The sequence below is a fragment of the Curtobacterium sp. MCSS17_008 genome, from assembly GCF_003234185.1.
Taxonomy (GTDB): Bacteria; Actinomycetota; Actinomycetes; order Actinomycetales; family Microbacteriaceae; genus Curtobacterium.
The window spans coordinates 1-17,350 of record NZ_QKSM01000020.1 but is presented as its reverse complement, the minus strand read 5'-3'; the positions used below and the strand labels follow the sequence as shown (position 1 = coordinate 17,350).

Here is a 17,350-nt window from a genome sequence, read left to right as displayed (position 1 = left end):
GCGCGGAGGTCATGCCCCGACGCCCGTCGCTGAACGAAGGGACCGACCATCGTGACCACCGTGGACGACACCACCCGCGCCTCCCGGCCGACGACCGCGTCGCCGCTGACCGAGCGCATCGACGCGCTCCTCGGACAGCTGACGACCGAGGAGAAGGTCCAGCTGCTGACCGGGCGTGACTTCTGGACGACCTGGCCCATCGAGAAGATCGGCCTGCGCCGCATCCTCATGTCGGACGGTCCGTCCGGCGTGCGCGGCGAGGTGTGGGACGAGCGCGACCCGTCGCTCAACCTGCCGTCGGCGACCGCACTGAGCGCGTCGTGGGACCGGGCGATCGCGAAGCGCTACGGTGCCGCTGCCGCGGTCGAGGCCCGTCGCAAGGGCGTCGACGTCGTGCTCGGCCCGACCATCAACCTGCACCGCTCGCCCCTCGGCGGTCGCCACTTCGAGGCGTTCAGCGAGGACCCGGTGCTGACCGGCGACCTGGCGGCGTCCTACGTCGACGGCGTGCAGGAGAACGGCGTCGCCGCCACCCCCAAGCACTACATCGCGAACGACTACGAGACCGACCGTTTCACGGCGTCGACCGAGGTGTCCGACCGGGCGCTCCGCGAGCTGTACCTGCTCGCGTTCGAGAAGGCCGTCACCGAGGCGCACGCCTGGGCGGTCATGTCGTCCTACAACGCGGTCAACGGCGTCACCGCGTCCGAGAACGACCTGCTCGAGACGCCGCTGAACTCGGAGTGGGGCTTCGACGGCATCGTCGTCTCCGACTGGACCGGCGTCCGTTCGGTCGACTCGGCCAGGGCGTCGCAGGACGTCGCCATGCCCGGACCGAACCCCTGGTGGAGCGAGGGACCGCTGCTGTCCGCCGTGCAGTCCGGCGAGGTGCCGATGGACGCGATCGACCGCAAGGTCCGTCGCATCCTGACCCTGGCCGCCCGCGTCGGTGCGCTCGAGGGCTTCGAGCCCGTCGCCGCCCAGCCCGTGCACGTCGAGGACGGCGTCGCCTTCGTACGCGAGGCCGAGGCCGAGGGGACCGTCCTCGTGCGCAACACCGGCATCCTGCCGCTCGACGCCGCCGCGGTGTCGCGGATCGCGCTCGTCGGGCACAACGCCGACCAGGCCCGCTCGCAGGGCGGTGGCTCGGCGACGGTCGTGCCCGAGCACGTCGTGACGCCGATCGAGGGCATCCGCGCCGCGTTCCCGGGCGCGACGGTGGACTACGCGATAGGCGCGGTCGTGCAGGAGGGCATCGCCGAGTTCCCGCTGTCGGCCATCACGAACCCGGGCACCGGCGAGCCCGGCGCGCGCGTCGCGTTCGTCAAGGACGGCGAGGAGCTGTACGTCGAGGACCGTCGGGCCACGGCGCTCTTCTGGTTCGGTGGTGACGCCCCGACGCGCGAGGCCGACCGGCTCGACATCACCACGACCTACACCGCGGAGACGACCGGCACCGTGCGCATCGGCATCGGAGCCGCCGGACACTCCCGCCTCTGGATCGACGGCGAGCTCCTGCTCGACGAGACCGTGCCGTACGAGGGCGACCAGCTCGGCGCCGCGTTCCTCAACCCGCCCGCGCGTTCGGTGCCGGTCGAGGTCACCGAGGGGCAGCAGGTCGCGATCCGCATCGAGTACGACATCGTGCAGGACGATGCGCTCGGCGGGGTGCTCGCCTACCAGTTCGGCACCGAGCCGAGCGACGCCGACCCGTCGGCGCTCATCGAGACAGCGGTCGCCACGGCACGCGACGCCGACGTGGCGATCGTCGTCGTCGGGACGAACAGCAAGGTCGAGTCCGAGGGCTACGACCGCTCGACACTCGCACTGCCGGGGCACCAGGACGACCTGGTCCGCGCGGTGGCCACGGCGAACCCGAACACCGTCGTGGTGGTCAACTCCGGCTCGCCGGTCGAGATGCCGTGGCGGGACGACGTCGCCGCGGTGCTGCTGACCTGGTTCGGCGGGCAGGAGTACGGCAACGCGCTCGCCGACGTCCTGACCGGTGCCGCGGAGCCCGGCGGCCGCCTGCCCACCACGTGGCCGGCCACCCTCGCCGACGTCCCCGTGCAGAACGTCACCCCGGTGGACGGCAAGGTCGCCTACGACGAGGGCGTGCACGTCGGCTACCGCGCGTGGCTCCGTGCCGGTAGCGAGCCCGCCTACCCGTTCGGGCACGGCCTGGGCTACACCACCTGGGCGATCGACGGCGTCTCCGCGTCGCCGACCGTGACCGAGGGCGACGCCGCGATCGTCACCGCCACGGTGGCCAACACCGGTGACCGCGCCGGCAAGCACGTCGTGCAGGTCTACGCCTCGCGAGCGGAGTCGGCGGTGGACCGGCCCGTGCGGTGGCTCGTCGGCTTCGTGCCGGTGCGGCTCGGCGCGGGGGAGTCGACCGAGGTCTCGATCGAGGTGCCGGCCCGGGCGCTCGCGCACTGGGACGGCGCGTGGCGCTACGAGCCCGGGACCTTCGCGCTGCACGTCGGCGCGTCGGTCACCGACATCGTCGGATCGGCGTCCCTCGAACTGGAGTGATCCGCTTTCCGCGCGGGCGCAGCCGGGTTCAGTAGCATGAGGCTGCGTCTGACGGCTGGTTACCGTCGACGCGCGCACCGTCGAGGGATCGTCGTGTGAGCGAAACGGCCTCCTGATCCGGTCGTTGAGCCCCTTCGATCCCGGTGCGTCCAGAATGCGTCCCCGCGTCCGCGCGGGGGCGCATTCGTCGTCGCACCCGGGATCGCGCTCGACACCGGTTGCCCTGCTGCAGCCACGGTCAGCCGTTTGGACACTGCGCGCAGCACGTGGGCGGTCGCTGTGACAAATCCTTCAGGAAGTGAAAGAGTATCGGCACCATCTCGTGCGGATCAGGGACGGGATGGTCATCCGGCTGGGGGCTCCGGGTCCTCACCACGCCGTCGTCGAGCCCCGGCCGGATGCCTGACCCGGTGCGAGCATCAGCGCACGCGCGGTGCGATCTCCTCCGCCACGATCCGCAGGATCCGCTCGTGCGCCGCCGCGTCGCCGTTCGCCGGCAGGGTGACGACGAGCTCGTCGGTCGCCTGGACCGCGGGGTCCGCCGCCAGGGCGTCGACGATCTCGTCCACCCCTCCGGAGAGGACCTTGCTGAACCGGAACGGTGGACCGCTGAGCGGTCGACCCTCGTCGTCCATCCCGCTCGCGTAGCCGGTGATGAACTCGTCGTGGACCTCGCGGTCGTGGTCGTCGAGCAGCGGGACGACGATCCGCCCGACGGCGACCTTCGGGGTGCGGTCGGTGTGCTCGCCGGCACCCTGCAGTTCCGCGAAGCGTGCTCGGTACGCGGCGATCTGGTCGGCCTGCGCCTCGGCGAAGGGTGCGCCCGTGTCCTCGGTGTTCAGGGTCGAGCAGTGCAGCAGCAAGCCCTTCTCGGCCGTCCGGACCGCGGTGCCCATGCTGCCGCCGCCCCACCAGACCCGGCTCCGCAGGTCCGGCGACAGCGGCTGCAGCGTCAGGTCGGCACCGGCGGGGATGCTCTCGTAGCCCGTGCCGGCACTGGCCAAGGGCTTCCCGTCGAGCACCTCGAGCAGCCGTGCCGCGCGCGTCTCGGCCTCGTCGCGGAAGCTGCGTTCGGACGCACCGAACACCGGATCGAGGATCGGTCCGTACCCGGCGATGCCCGTGCTGATGCCGAGTTGGACGCGACCGCCGCTGAGCAGGTCGACGGTGCTGGCGTCCTCGGCCAGGCGCACCGGGTCCTCGTACCGCATGCCGAGCACGGCGGTGCCGAAGCCGATCGTGCTGGTGCGCTGGGCTGCGGCCGCGAAGAAGGTCATCGGGCTGGTCAGGAACGGCTCGAAGTGCCGGCCACGCACCCAGCCGGTGCCGTAGCCGAGCGACTCGGCGGTCTCGAACAGCCGCAGGCCGTCCTCGAGGGCGGCGGCCGCACCCGCGGTGCCGCCGTGGTTCGGGACGAAGGACAGGAAGCCGAGTTCGCGCACGGCCCAAGTGTATGCAGCGTATTCAACATGACCAGGGTGCGGACGGGAGGCGCGGGACGGGCCCGCCCCGCGCCTCCCGTCCGGACGCACCTGGGAGGATGGGCCCATGACCGACGTCTCCACGCAGCCGCCGCTGGTCGCAGCGCTCCCCGCCGCCGACGGCGGCGCCGTCGACCCCGATGCGGTCTACCAGGCCTTCGCGGACTGGGCGGAAGCGGGCGGCCGACCGCTCTACCCGGCGCAGGACGAGGCGCTCATCGAGCTCGTGTCAGGGGCCAACGTCGTGCTCAGCACCCCGACCGGCACCGGCAAGTCGCTCGTCGCCGCCGGCGCCCACTTCGCCGCGATGGCCGAGGGCAAGCGGAGCTACTACACCGCGCCGATCAAGGCGCTCGTCTCCGAGAAGTTCTTCCAGCTCGTCGACCTGTTCGGCGCCCAGAACGTCGGCATGGTGACGGGCGACTCGAGCGTCAACGCCGACGCCCCGATCATCTGCTGCACGGCGGAGATCCTCGCGAACACGGCGCTCCGACAGGGGCCCGACGCCGAGGTCGACGTCGTCGTCATGGACGAGTTCCACTTCTACGGCGACCCCGACCGCGGGTGGGCGTGGCAGGTGCCGCTCCTGGTGCTCGAGCGGGCGCAGTTCCTCCTCATGTCCGCGACCCTCGGCGACGTCACCACCATCGCCGACGACCTGTCCCGCCGGACCGGGCGGCCGACCGCGCGCGTCACCGGTGTCTCGCGGCCCGTGCCGTTGTCGTACGAGTACGTGCTCACACCGGTGCAGGAGACCGTCGAGCGGCTGCTCGAGGAGGGCAAGGCGCCGGTCTACATCGTCCACTTCGCCCAGGCCGCCGCACTCGAGCGGGCCCAGGCGCTCATGTCCGTGAAGGTGGCGTCGCGCGAGCGCCGGGACGCGATCGCCGAGGCGATCGCCGGGTTCCGGTTCAGCGCCGGGTTCGGGCAGACCCTGTCGCGCCTCATCCGGGCCGGCATCGGCGTGCACCACGCGGGCATGCTGCCGAAGTACCGACGGCTCGTCGAGCAGCTCGCGCAGCGCGGGCTCCTGCCCGTGATCTGCGGCACCGACACCCTCGGCGTCGGCATCAACGTGCCCATCCGGTCCGTGCTGCTCACCGGGCTGACGAAGTTCGACGGCTCGCGGATGCGGCAGCTGTCCGCCCGCGAGTTCCACCAGATCGCCGGCCGGGCCGGTCGCGCCGGGTACGACACCGAGGGTGACGTCGTCGCCGAGGCGCCCGAGCACGAGATCGAGAACGCGCGCGCGGTCGCCAAGGCCGGTGACGACCCGAAGAAGAAGAACAAGGTCAAGAAGAAGAAGGCACCCGAGGGCTTCGTCTCGTGGGGGCCGGCGTCCTTCGAGCGGCTCATCGCCGCCGAACCCGAACCGATGGTGTCGCGGATGCGCATCACGCACGCGATGGTGCTCGCCGTGGTGGCACGAGGGGGAGACGCCTTCGCCGACGTCCGCTCCCTCGTGTTCGAGAACCACGAGCCGCGTGCCCGGCAGCTAGCGATGGCCAGGCGTGCGCTGTCGATCGCTCGCACGCTGATCAACGCCCGGGTGATCGAGAAGGTCGACGGGCAGTACCGGATGACCGTCGACCTGCCCGTCAACTTCGCGCTCAACCAGCCGCTGTCGCCGTTCGCGCTCGCCGCGTTCGAGCTGCTCGACCCCGAGTCGCCGACGTACGCCCTCGACATGGTGTCCATCGTCGAGGCGACGCTCGACGACCCGCGTGCGATCCTCGCGCAGCAGCAGTTCAAGGAGCGCGGCGAGGCCGTCGCGCGGATGAAGCAGGAGGGCATCGAGTACGAGGAGCGGATGGAGCTGCTCGAGGAGGTGACCTGGCCCAAGCCGCTCGACGAGCTGCTGACCGCCGCGTACGAGGCCTACGCCGCCGAGCAGCCGTGGGTGCTCGACTTCGCACTCTCACCCAAGGCCGTCGTCCGCGACATGTACGAGCGGGCCATGACCTTCGGCGACTTCGTGCGGTTCTACCAGCTCACGCGGTCCGAGGGGCTCGTCCTCCGGTACCTCTCCGACGCCTACCGGACCATGCGCCAGACCATCTCCGAGGAGCAGCGGACCCCGGAGCTCGCGGACCTGATCGAGTGGCTCGGCGAGGTCGTGCGGCAGACCGACTCGTCGCTCGTCGACGAGTGGGAGGCCCTGGTCAACGGGGACGTGGCGCTCGCCGAGGCAGAACACGACGAGATCGCGCCGCCGCAACCGGCACGGCTCACGGGGAACCCGCGGGCGTTCCGGGTGCTCGTGCGCAACGCCCTGTTCCAGCGGGTGCTGCTCGCCGCGGCGGACGACCCCGAGGGGCTCGGGATGCTCGACGCCACCAGCGGGTTCGACCGGTCGGCGTGGGACAACGTGCTCGAGGAGTACTACGAGGAGCACGACAGCATCGGGACCGACGGGGACGCCAGGTCGATGCAGTACCTGGTGCTCGACGAGAACGGTGCCGGACGGACCTGGCGTGCGCGGCAGATCTTCGCCGACCCCGAGGGCGACAAGGACTTCGGGTTCTCCGCCACGATCGACCTCGACGCGTCGGACGAGGCGGGGGAGGCCGTCGTGCGGGTCACCGAGATCGGACGGTTCGACGGGTGGTCCGAGGTCGACGTGGACTGAGGGCGGCCCGCGGTCCGCGGTCACCCGGAACGCGTCCGCCGCGGTCCGGGTACGTTCGATGCCAGCCCCGGACGGCCCGGACGGGGACACTCCACGGAAGGACCCGTCATGCGCATCGGATCGAGCATCGCCCTGATCGTCATCGGCGCGATCGTCGCGTTCGCGGTCGACTTCCAGGTCGCCGGCATCGACTTGCGCCTGATCGGCTACATCCTGATGGCCGCGGGCGTCGTCCTGCTCATCATCAGCCTCGCGGTCGCCTTCGGTGGCCGTCGGAGCACGACCACCACCCGGTCGGGCGTCGACCCGGCGTCGGGGGAACAGATCACCCGGCAGGACCGCCGCGACGGCACGTACTGAACCCACGACGACGGGCCCGGGCGGTGACACCGCCCGGGCCCGTCGTCGTTCCACCGGTCAGAACAGGGTGGCCGGCGGTTCGACCTGCGTCGGTTCCGGAGCGGGCGTGACGTCCGTGCCCGGCCAGCCCGGGCCGGACGGCACCTCGGTGCGGTTCTGGTAGGCGGTCGCGGCGCCACGAGCGCGGACGTCGGCGGCCTCGTTCATCTCGTGGCCGACGTGCCCGCGGACCCACTCGAAGGTGACCTCGCGGCCCTGCAGCTCGGCGTCGAGCTCCTTGATGATCTCGACGTTCAGGACCGGCTTGCCGTCGGCCTTGCGCCAGCCCTTGCGCTTCCACCCGGCGAGCCACTCGGTGCACGCCTTGATCGCGTACTGGCTGTCGCACAGGATGTGCAGTGGTTCCCCGGTGTCCTTCGTGGCGCGGAGCAGCTGCAGCACCGCGGTGAGCTCACCGATGTTGTTCGTCGCCCGCGGCCAGCCACCGGCCGCCCAGCGGTCGTCGTCGACGTACCAGGCCCAGCCGGCCGGTCCGGGGTTGCCGAGGGCGGAGCCGTCTGCGGCGGCGACGATGGTCACGATGTGGCCTCCTGGGTGGTGCGGGGTGCTGGACGAGCGTAACGGACGCGCAGCGGCACCGGCCTTCAGCGGGAGGCCGGGTCCAGGTTGATCCAGGAGCCCGCGAGCACCCAGCCCTGGCCGTTCGTCTGCATGCTCGGGTTGAGCCACCGCAGCTGTGCGACCGTGATGCCGAAGCGCTCCGCGATCGTCGTCTGGTCGTCGCCCTCGTTGACCCGGTAGCTCACCGGCACGCCGTCCGTGCCCCGGAGGGTCTCGTCGTCGGCGTCGAATGCGTAGCCGTACGCTCCCGGACGAGCCTTCCCGAGGGTGACGTGCAGGTCCGGCTCGGGGTTCGGGATCGACCAGTCGAGCTCGCCGATCGCGAGCACCTTGTGGACCCAGGGGCGCTCGCTGTCGTCACCGTCCCACTGGTCCGGCACCAGGACGACCGTGTGGAGCCAGTCCGGGTACGGCCCACCGTCCGCCAGGCTGATCGTCGTGGGCGGCTGCTCGCCGGCGGTCCACCGGGTGGTGGCGACCGCTCGTGCATCCCCGCCGTCGCCGTACTGCGCCGCGCGTCGGAACTGCACCGACATCGGTTGCGGGTTCGTCGTGCGGTACCCGGAGAGCTGTGCGTCGAACGTGCCGTGGTCGTCCGCGACGACCCGGACGTGGATCGCGGTGTCGCCCGACCTCGACACGGCGTCGGTCTCGGCGACGACCGTGCCCGCAGGGACCGCCTGTTGCGACGACACCCCCTCGGCCGAGTCGCTCGTGCGGTCGACCGGTGCCGGCGTCGCCGTCGTGCTCGGCGCCGCGTGGCCGGTCGGCTTCGGCAGCGGGTCGTCGCCGCCGGACAACGAGCAGCCTGCGAGCAGCAGCGTGCTCACCCCGACCAGTGCGATCGACACCGTGGCGGTCGTGCGTCCCATGCGGATCCCCCTCCCAGAGCACCGTAGTCGAGCGGGAACCGGGTCGAGGTCGCCGTGACCGAACCGGTACGGAGCGACGACGCCTACTGTTCGACGCATGAGCGACAGCATCCCGAGTGCCCCCGGCCCCGAGCCGTCCGACGACCGTGCCCGCAACGAGGAGCTCCGCGACGCGGCGCACAGCGACGACGTGGACGGTGTGAGCGAGCGCGAGCAGCGAGCCGCCGACACCTCGTACAGCCCGTCGAGTGAGCGGGAGATGGTCGCGTCCCAGACCCAGCAGCGCGACCGGGCGGACCTGGAGGAGGACGGCATCGACCCGTCCAGGGTGATCGCGGCCCCCGGGACGGGTGGTGCCGACGACGCCGGCGACGTCGAGCCCGAGCCCGGTGACCTCAACCTGCCGTGGCAGTCCGAGGAGGACCGCGAGGGCTGATCCGTCCGCCGGCGGCGAGGTCGAGCGCGCGGACGAGTCCCTCGCCGTCGCGGACGTCCCAGGAGGCCACGAGCTGTGGTCCGGAGAAGCCGTCGAGGCCGGTGTCCGCGTGTGCTCCGACGCGCCGGACCGCCGAGTACCCCGTCCCTCAGGACACCGAGTCCGGGTGCGACCCCGTCCGCTGCCCGGACTCGAGGGTCGCGATCGCCGCGAGGTCCGCGTCGGTCAGCGTGAAGCCGTCGACGTCGAGGTTCGACCGGATGCGCGACGGCGTGACGGACTTCGGCAGCACGACGACGCCCTGCTGCACGTTCCACCGCACGAGCACCTGCGCGACGCTCACCCCGTGCGCGTCCGCGACCCGCGTGAGCACGGGTTCGTCGACGAGCCGCCCGCGCCCGAGCGGCGACCAGGCCTCGGTCACGATGCCGTGCTGCTCGTGGAAGGCCATCAGCTCGTGCTGCGGCAGCCACGGGTGGCGTTCGACCTGGTTCACCGCGGGGACCTCGCCGGTCTCGTCGATCACGCGCTGCAGGTGTGGCACCTGGAAGTTCGAGACGCCGACGCTCCGTGCCCGCCCCTGCTCGCGCAGTTCCACGAGCGTCCGCCAGGTCTGGACGTAGCGGTCGTTCACCGCGGCCGGCCAGTGGATCAGGTACAGGTCGACGGCGTCGAGGCCGAGCCGCTCGAGGCTCGCGTCGAACGCCCGCAGGGTCGCGTCACGCCCCTGGTGGTCGTTCCACACCTTCGTCGTCACGAACACGTCGTCGCGGTCCAGCCAGGAGGCGCGGATCGCCTTCCCGACGCCGACCTCGTTGCCGTACATCTCGGCGGTGTCGACGTGACGGTACCCGGCATCGAGTGCCGTCGCGACGGCGGTCTCCGCCTCGGCGTCGTCGACCTTGTAGACGCCGAAGCCGACGGCGGGGATCGTCCGGCCGTCGCGGAGGGGGAAGGAGGTGGCCATGCACCCATCCTGCCGATCGAGGCGGAGGTGTGTCGCGCCTCCCGGCCGTCAGCTCGGGAGTGTCACCGGCTCGGTGTCGGGCAGCGGACTCGCGTCGCGCCCGCGCAGGTCGGGCAGCCACCGGCGTGTGAAGAGGGGGAGCAGCACGCCGGCCGCGGCCATGACCGCACCGACGGTCATGCCGCCCGTCGGGCCGTTCGCGTCGATGAGGAACCCGGCGACGGCCGATCCACCCGCGGCGCCGATGAGCTGGCCGGTGCCCATCCAGCCGTACGCCTCGGCGGTGTCCGAGAACTTGACCGTCGCGGACACCGAGCCGAACATGACGGCGAGGGCCGGGGCGATGCCGGCGCCGGCGATGACGAGTGCCAGGCAGAGCCACCAGAAGTCGGTGCCGCCGACCGCCAGCGCGAGCCCGACGAAGACGATCGACATGCGGGCCCAGAGCGTGTTCTTCGAGATCGGTCGGTGGCCCAGGGCGAGACCGCCGGCGAGCGACCCGATCGCGAACACCGCGAGGACGATGCCCGCGTTCGGGCTGCCCTCGCCGAAGACGCTGGTCACGCTGGCCTCGACCGCGGAGCACGCGCCGATGAGCAGCAGGCCGGTCAGCGTCGCGACGATCACCGACGGGCGCTTGAGCACGACGCCGAACGCGCGCTTCGACCGGGGGATGCGCACACGGCCGAGCTCGGGGGACGCGATGAACCACACGCCGCCGACCACGAGGAACACCATGGCGACGACGATCGCCTCGACCGTGCCGACCTGCGTCGCGACGAACGTGGTGATGACCGGGCCGGCGACCCAGATGAGCTCCTGCGCGCTGGCGTCGAGGGAGAACAGCGGGGTGAGCTGCGACGAGGTCACCATCTTCGGGTAGATCGTGCGCACCGCGGGCTGCACGGGCGGGACCGCGAGGCCGCCCAGGAACCCGACGACGACGTAGCCCCACAGCGGCATCGTGGTGAACGCGATCACGACCATGCTCGCCAGTGCGACCGCAGTCGTGAGGATCAGGACGGGCCGCATGCCCCAGCTCCCCATCCACCGGCTCGTCAGGGGGCCGGCGATCGCCTGGCCGATGCTCGTCGTCGCGAGCACGAGCCCGGCCGCCCCGTACGAGTGGAAGACGTGCTCGACGTGCAGCAGGTACGCGAGCGACAGCATGCCGAACGGGAAGCGTGCGGTGAGCTGCGCGGCGATGACGCGACCGACTCCGGGGGACTTCAGCAGGGTGCCGTACGCGCTCACGTGACGAGTGTACGGACCGGACGGATCGTGCCGTCACCCGTCCGGGGGTGCTTGGGACAGACCTGGTCGGACCGGTGCTCCGGCGTGACCTCTGCGACACGCCGACGCGCCGATTCCACACATGTGGATCGAGGCTGTCCACGCTTGTGGGGAAGTGTCGGTGGTCGGCCGCAGACTGGCGGAATCACGGGCCTCCCCGAGGTGTTCACATTGTGGAGGGGCTTGTGGAGAACTACACGGCTGTAACACTTCCTCTTGTGGTCGGTGACGCAGCCAGCCACTAGATGTAGTGTGGAGCCATCGCAGCGGCCCCTCCCGGACTCGTCTGCGCACAGGCATCAGCACCACCCTCCACAGCACGAAACACCCAGCAAGAACCAGGGGAGATCATGGCCGTCACCGTCTACACCAAGCCGTCCTGCGTCCAGTGCACCGCGACGTACCGCGCGCTCGACAACAAGGGCATCCAGTACGAGGTGCTCGACGTCTCAGCGGACGAGGCCGCGCTCGAGCACGTCAAGTCGCTCGGCTACATGCAGGCTCCCGTCGTCGTGACCGACGACGACCACTGGTCGGGCTTCCGTCCCGACAAGATCGCGACGCTCAGCGCCGAACTCGCGTGAGCCGTGCGGGTCCCGTCACCGGGACCCGCACCTCCGCCGGCCGGGAGGCGCACAGCACCTCCGTCAGGCCCCCACCGATCTGCTGTCCGCACCTCTCACAAGGAGCGCGCACATGAGTCGCCTCGTCTACTTCTCGAGCGTGTCCGGTTACACGGCCCGCTTCATCGAGAAGCTCGGCCGTGACGCGGACCGCATCCCGCTCTTCCCGAGCGACCCGTTCCTCCGCGTGGACGAGCCGTACGTGCTCGTGTTGCCCACGTACGGCGGCGGCAACGGGCAGGGCGCGGTTCCCAAGCAGGTCATCAAGTTCCTCAACGACGAACGCAACCGCTCGCTCATCCGCGGTGTGATCGTCGGGGGCAACACGAACTTCGGCGAGGCCTACGGGCTCGCCGGGGACGTCATCGCGCAGAAGTGCGGCGTCCCGCTCCTGTACCGCTTCGAGCTCTTCGGCACGCCTGATGACGTGCTGGCCGTCAACACTGGATTGGATGCATTTTGGACGCAGCAGTTGCAGACGTCGATCTGACGTCGCCGCAGACGGGAATGGACTACCACTCCCTCAACGCGATGCTCAACCTCTACGACGCGGACGGGAACATCCAGTTCGACAAGGATCGTGAGGCCGCGAAGCAGTTCTTCCTGCAGCACGTCAACCAGAACACCGTCTTCTTTCACAACCTGAAGGAGCGGCTCGACTACCTGGTCGAGAACGAGTACTACGAGCGCGAGACGATCGACCAGTACTCGCTCGAGTTCATCCAGCAGCTCAACGACCTGGCGTACTCGAAGAAGTTCCGGTTCCAGACGTTCCTCGGTGCGTTCAAGTACTACACGAGCTACACGCTCAAGACGTTCGACGGCAAGCGCTACCTCGAGCGCTTCGAGGACCGCGTCGTGATGACCGCCCTCGGCCTGGCGCAGGGCAACGAGCAGCTCGCGATCGACCTCGTCGAGGAGATCATCGCGGGCCGCTTCCAGCCCGCGACCCCGACGTTCCTCAACACCGCGAAGGCCCAGCGCGGCGAGCTCGTCTCCTGCTTCCTCCTCCGCATCGAGGACAACATGGAGTCGATCTCGCGCGGCATCAACTCCTCGCTGCAGCTCTCGAAGCGCGGCGGCGGCGTGGCCCTGCTCCTCTCCAACATCCGCGAGGCCGGCGCCCCGATCAAGCAGATCGAGAACCAGTCGTCGGGCATCATCCCCGTGATGAAGCTGCTGGAAGACTCCTTCTCATACGCGAACCAGCTCGGCGCGCGCCAGGGTGCCGGTGCCGTCTACCTGTCGGCGCACCACCCCGACATCATGAAGTTCCTCGACACCAAGCGCGAGAACGCGGACGAGAAGATCCGCATCAAGACGCTGTCGCTCGGTGTCGTCGTGCCGGACATCACGTTCGAGCTCGCGAAGAACAACGAGGACATGTACCTGTTCTCGCCGTACGACGTCGAGAAGGTCTACGGCGTCCCGTTCGGTGACGTCCCGATCTCCGAGAACTACCGCGCGATGGTCGACGACTCGCGCATCAAGAAGACGAAGATCAAGGCGCGTGACTTCTTCACGACCATCGCCGAGATCCAGTTCGAGTCGGGCTACCCGTACATCGTGTTCGAGGACACGGTGAACAAGGCCAACCCGATCAAGGGTCGGATCAACATGTCCAACCTGTGCTCGGAGATCCTGCAGGTCAACACCCCGACGACCTTCAACGAGGACCTGTCCTACAAGGAGATCGGCAAGGACATCTCCTGCAACCTCGGCTCGCTGAACATCGCGCTGACGATGGACTCGCCGGACTTCGGCAAGACCATCGAGACGGCGATCCGCGGCCTCACCTCGGTCTCGCAGATGTCGCACATCTCGTCGGTCCGCTCGGTGGAGGACGGCAACGACAAGTCGCACGCCATCGGTCTCGGCCAGATGAACCTGCACGGTTACCTCGCTCGTGAGCGCGTCTACTACGGCTCCGAAGAGGGCATCGACTTCACGAACATCTACTTCTACACGGTGCTGTTCCACGCCCTGCGCGCTTCGAACAACATCGCGATCGAGACGGGGGAGACGTTCGACGGCTTCCGTGACTCGAAGTACGCGTCGGGTGAGTTCTTCGACAAGTACACCGACCAGGCCTGGGTGCCGGCGACCGCCCGCGTCGCTTCGCTGTTCGCCGACGCGAACATCGCGATCCCGACGCAGGACGACTGGAAGGCGCTGAAGGCGTCCATCCAGCAGTACGGCATCTACAACCAGAACCTGCAGGCCGTCCCGCCGACCGGTTCGATCTCGTACATCAACCACTCGACGTCGTCGATCCACCCGATCGCGTCGAAGATCGAGATCCGCAAGGAAGGCAAGCTCGGTCGCGTCTACTACCCGGCGCCGTTCATGACGAACGACAACCTGGACTACTACCAGGACGCGTACGAGATCGGCCCCGAGAAGATCATCGACACCTACGCCGCTGCCACCCAGCACGTCGACCAGGGTCTGTCGCTGACGCTGTTCTTCAAGGACACCGCCACCACGCGCGACATCAACAAGGCCCAGATCTACGCATGGCGCAAGGGCATCAAGACGATCTACTACATCCGTCTGCGCCAGCTCGCCCTCGAGGGCACCGAGGTCGAGGGCTGCGTCAGCTGCATGCTGTAGAGCTGCTGCTCTCTTCCTGGAGGCGCGGGGCGGACCCCGCCCCGCGCCTCCAGTCCGTTCGATCGTCCTGTCCACCACCACCCGGAAGAAAGCCATGACCCTCACCGACCCGGTCCACGCCACGGGCAAGTCCATCCCGCTGATCAGCGCGGTCAGTGCCATCAACTGGAACCGCATCCAGGACGACAAGGACGTCGAGGTCTGGAACCGGCTGGTCAACAACTTCTGGCTGCCCGAGAAGGTGCCGCTGTCGAACGACGTGCAGTCGTGGAACACGCTCACGCCGGAGGAGCAGCAGCTCACCATGCGGGTCTTCACCGGCCTGACGCTGCTCGACACCATCCAGGGCACCGTCGGTGCGATCAGCCTGATCCCCGACGCGATCACCCCGCACGAAGAGGCCGTCTACACGAACATCGCGTTCATGGAGTCGGTGCACGCGAAGAGCTACTCGTCGATCTTCTCGACGCTCGCATCGACGCCCGAGATCGACGACGCCTTCCGCTGGTCCACGGAGAACCCGAACCTGCAGAAGAAGGCCCAGATCGTCCTCGACTACTACACGGGTGACGACCCCCTGAAGCGCAAGGTCGCCTCGACGTTGCTCGAGTCGTTCCTGTTCTACTCCGGCTTCTACCTGCCGATGTACTGGTCCTCGCGCGCCAAGCTGACCAACACCGCCGACCTGATCCGCCTGATCATCCGCGACGAGGCCGTCCACGGGTACTACATCGGGTACAAGTTCCAGAAGGGCCTCGAGGGTGCTTCCGAGGAGCGCAAGCAGGAAATCAAGGACTACACGTTCTCGCTCCTCTTCGAGCTCTACGAGAACGAGGTGCAGTACACGCAGGACCTCTACGACGGTGTCGGGCTGACCGAGGACGTCAAGAAGTTCCTGCACTACAACGCCAACAAGGCGCTGATGAACCTGGGCTACGAGCCGATGTTCCCCAAGGAGACGACGGACGTGAACCCGGCGATCCTGTCGGCGCTGTCGCCGAACGCGGACGAGAACCACGACTTCTTCTCGGGGTCGGGCTCGTCGTACGTCATCGGCAAGGCCGTCGTGACGGAGGACGAGGACTGGGACTTCTGATCCCGCTTTGACTCGTGGGGGCGCCCCGCTGGCTTCGGCCGGCGGGGCGTTCTTGTCGGATGGCACGCATGATTGGGTTCTTGCATCGAAGTCTGGGTATCCAGCCCGATGCGTCGGCTGACTTTGGGTGCCGTCATGCGAAGTTGGGTGGAGGCCATTGGTGAGCATAAGCCGAAGGCAGCGTTCGGCGGCATGGTTTCGCGGCGTGCGATCGGAGCGGACGTGTCGCTCTGCCGGCGCGCAGGTAGCTTGCTTCCTTCGCATACAACTAGTCGCCGAGCGCTGTCACGATGAGTCCTCCTGGGCCCTGGCCATCGCCGAGGCGGCCAACTTCGTGCACGCGTCCGGATAGCGCACCTCCACTGCGAGAGGTAGCGGACTACCTATATGAGACGGGGGTCAGCCAGCGGGCGGGTAACGATGTCAGCGATGCCGCGATAGCGGAGGGAGCCGACGGCTCCCTGTTCGTGCGTGTCGAGCCGAGACCGGTGAACGACCGGCTATTGAGACGGGGCCGAACGATGATCGGCCGCCGATCGTGAGGAGTTGAATGCAAGCATGCTGTCTCGGCTCCCGCCTCGCGTACTCGGCCTTGCGATCGGCGCGGGGGCGTCGGCAGGAGGCCTCGTCATGGCGCTTCTCGGCGTCGGCCTCGGGGAGGACTACCTCGGACTCGTGGCGGCCGGGCTGGTCATCGCTGCTTTCGGATTGGTGCTCGCGGTGGTGGGAGCGATCGGCTTCGCACTTCATGGGCCCGTCCGGCCTAGACGTGAGTGATCAAAGCGAACGTCCGTGGCCGATTGGGGCCGGTAGAGGATCGGCTATCGGATGCCGTCGAGCGTCCGTAGTCTGAACGAGTGGGGGCTGCTGACGCGAAACGATACGGTCGACGCCTCACGCTCATGACGGCGCTGTGGGTGCTCGGTTTCAGTGTCGGAACGCTGACTCACCTGACCGAACTGATCGCCACGGGAGTGAACGTCTACGACAACGCATCCGAACCGGTCCGATGGTTCTGGATCTCGCTTACCGTCGTCGACCCTGTGATCGTCGTCCTGCTCCTCACCAAGCTCCGAGCAGGCGTTCTTGCTGGAGTGGCCACGATGGTCGCGGACGTCACGGTCAACTGGTTTGCGGCGTCTACGCATCCCGCCCTCGCAGGGCCCGGGCTTGTCACCCAGCCGGCGTTTCTGCTGTTCCTGCTGCTCACCGCCCGGCCGCTCTGGAGCTCCGACGGAGCGACGCGCCCTCGCCGTCCTCATCTCGATAGCTGATCGCTCTCCGGGCCTTGCGCCTGAGACGATGACAGCATGCGCACCGCTCCTTGGCCCGCTCTGAGCGGAGCTCTCCTCCTCCGCGACCCCCGACCCGAGGACGCAGACCAGCTCGTCGCGCTGCGGAACAACCCGGTCGTCAACCGGTTCATGCTCCGCACGCACGTCGACCCGGACGCCTACGCCCGAGAGTGGGCGAGCATCCCCGACAGCGACACCGACTTCTCGTGCATTGCGGAGCTGGACGGCCGGCTCGCCGGCCTGGGCTTCCTCGACGTCACCGACGGCCTCGGACAGCCAGGGATGCCCCAGGGCACGCAAGGGGTCATCGGCTACATGCTGCAACCCGACCTGGCTGGACGAGGACTCGGGACGGACCTGGCACGCGGCCTCCTGACCGCAGCATTCGACGCGCTCCAGCTTCGACGCGTCACCGGGGACTGCTGCAGGTTCGGTTGACTCCTGACAGGTAGGAGCGTTGGCTCCTGCTGGAAGGATGTGCGCCATGGTGAAGGCGTATCCGGAAGAGTTCCGCCGTGATGTGATT

The 17,350-nt window shown here is 69.0% G+C and carries 15 protein-coding genes; 10 read left to right on the top strand and 5 right to left on the bottom strand.

Annotated features, from left to right (window positions below; all coding sequences use genetic code 11):
• The first annotated feature begins 51 nt into the window (after nt 1-51).
• Entirely contained in the window at nt 52-2,538 is a 2,487-nt protein-coding gene (locus DEJ23_RS14370) for a glycoside hydrolase family 3 protein (RefSeq protein WP_111240918.1), read from the top strand.
• Nucleotides 2,539-2,957: 419 nt separating this feature from the next.
• On the opposite strand, the gene DEJ23_RS14365 is transcribed toward DEJ23_RS14370, so the two are convergent.
• Nucleotides 2,958-3,980 carry an LLM class flavin-dependent oxidoreductase gene (locus DEJ23_RS14365; RefSeq protein WP_181429282.1) on the bottom strand — a complete coding sequence of 341 codons (1,023 nt, stop codon included), beginning with the start codon at nt 3,978-3,980 and terminating at the stop codon, nt 2,958-2,960.
• A gap of 106 nt (nt 3,981-4,086) precedes the next feature.
• On the opposite strand from DEJ23_RS14365, the gene DEJ23_RS14360 reads away from it, so the two are divergent.
• Nucleotides 4,087-6,648 carry an RNA helicase gene (locus DEJ23_RS14360; protein ID WP_111240916.1) on the top strand — a complete coding sequence of 854 codons (2,562 nt, stop codon included), beginning with the start codon at nt 4,087-4,089 and terminating at the stop codon, nt 6,646-6,648.
• Nucleotides 6,649-6,756: 108 nt separating this feature from the next.
• Nucleotides 6,757-7,008, top strand: coding sequence for a DUF6458 family protein (locus DEJ23_RS14355; protein WP_111240915.1), 252 nt, complete (start codon nt 6,757-6,759; stop codon nt 7,006-7,008).
• Nucleotides 7,009-7,065: 57 nt separating this feature from the next.
• Here DEJ23_RS14355 and DEJ23_RS14350 read toward each other — a convergent pair whose 3' ends face one another.
• Both DEJ23_RS14350 and DEJ23_RS14345 read right to left on the bottom strand, forming a co-directional pair.
• Nucleotides 7,066-7,587 (bottom strand): ribonuclease H, encoded by a 522-nt coding sequence (locus DEJ23_RS14350; protein WP_111240914.1) that lies wholly within the window; start codon nt 7,585-7,587, stop codon nt 7,066-7,068.
• A gap of 65 nt (nt 7,588-7,652) precedes the next feature.
• Nucleotides 7,653-8,501 carry a LysM domain-containing protein gene (locus tag DEJ23_RS14345; RefSeq protein WP_111240913.1) on the bottom strand — a complete coding sequence of 283 codons (849 nt, stop codon included), beginning with the start codon at nt 8,499-8,501 and terminating at the stop codon, nt 7,653-7,655.
• A gap of 97 nt (nt 8,502-8,598) precedes the next feature.
• Between DEJ23_RS14345 and DEJ23_RS14340 the strand changes: the two genes are divergently transcribed.
• The gene (locus DEJ23_RS14340) at nt 8,599-8,937 is read left to right on the top strand and encodes a hypothetical protein (protein WP_111240912.1); all 339 of its coding nucleotides are present in this window, start codon (nt 8,599-8,601) and stop codon (nt 8,935-8,937) included.
• 148 nt (nt 8,938-9,085) lie between these two features.
• On the opposite strand, the gene DEJ23_RS14335 is transcribed toward DEJ23_RS14340, so the two are convergent.
• Together DEJ23_RS14335 and DEJ23_RS14330 are read right to left on the bottom strand one after the other, a co-directional pair.
• Nucleotides 9,086-9,904 (bottom strand): aldo/keto reductase, encoded by an 819-nt coding sequence (locus DEJ23_RS14335; protein ID WP_111240911.1) that lies wholly within the window; start codon nt 9,902-9,904, stop codon nt 9,086-9,088.
• Between the two features lie 48 nt (nt 9,905-9,952).
• Nucleotides 9,953-11,158: an MFS transporter gene (locus DEJ23_RS14330; protein WP_111240910.1), complete on the bottom strand. Its 1,206-nt coding sequence runs from the start codon at nt 11,156-11,158 to the stop codon at nt 9,953-9,955.
• Between the two features lie 389 nt (nt 11,159-11,547).
• Here DEJ23_RS14330 and nrdH point away from each other — a divergent pair, with 389 nt between their 5' ends.
• The 6 genes from nrdH to DEJ23_RS14295 all read left to right on the top strand — a co-directional run bounded on the left by nrdH (nt 11,548) and on the right by DEJ23_RS14295 (nt 17,262).
• Nucleotides 11,548-11,781: a glutaredoxin-like protein NrdH gene (gene nrdH, locus DEJ23_RS14325; RefSeq protein ID WP_058727719.1), complete on the top strand. Its 234-nt coding sequence runs from the start codon at nt 11,548-11,550 to the stop codon at nt 11,779-11,781.
• Between the two features lie 112 nt (nt 11,782-11,893).
• Nucleotides 11,894-12,310 (top strand): class Ib ribonucleoside-diphosphate reductase assembly flavoprotein NrdI, encoded by a 417-nt coding sequence (nrdI, locus tag DEJ23_RS14320; RefSeq protein WP_111240909.1) that lies wholly within the window; start codon nt 11,894-11,896, stop codon nt 12,308-12,310.
• 17 nt (nt 12,311-12,327) lie between these two features.
• Nucleotides 12,328-14,433 (top strand): class 1b ribonucleoside-diphosphate reductase subunit alpha, encoded by a 2,106-nt coding sequence (nrdE, locus tag DEJ23_RS14315; protein ID WP_111240908.1) that lies wholly within the window; start codon nt 12,328-12,330, stop codon nt 14,431-14,433.
• Between the two features lie 94 nt (nt 14,434-14,527).
• Nucleotides 14,528-15,529 carry a class 1b ribonucleoside-diphosphate reductase subunit beta gene (gene nrdF / locus DEJ23_RS14310; RefSeq protein WP_058727722.1) on the top strand — a complete coding sequence of 334 codons (1,002 nt, stop codon included), beginning with the start codon at nt 14,528-14,530 and terminating at the stop codon, nt 15,527-15,529.
• An 857-nt stretch (nt 15,530-16,386) separates the two neighbouring features.
• Nucleotides 16,387-16,803 carry a hypothetical protein gene (locus DEJ23_RS14300; protein ID WP_146240312.1) on the top strand — a complete coding sequence of 139 codons (417 nt, stop codon included), beginning with the start codon at nt 16,387-16,389 and terminating at the stop codon, nt 16,801-16,803.
• 36 nt (nt 16,804-16,839) lie between these two features.
• Complete coding sequence (locus DEJ23_RS14295) at nt 16,840-17,262, top strand: GNAT family N-acetyltransferase (protein ID WP_258375585.1); 423 nt, start codon at nt 16,840-16,842, stop codon at nt 17,260-17,262.
• Nucleotides 17,263-17,350: the final 88 nt, after the last annotated feature.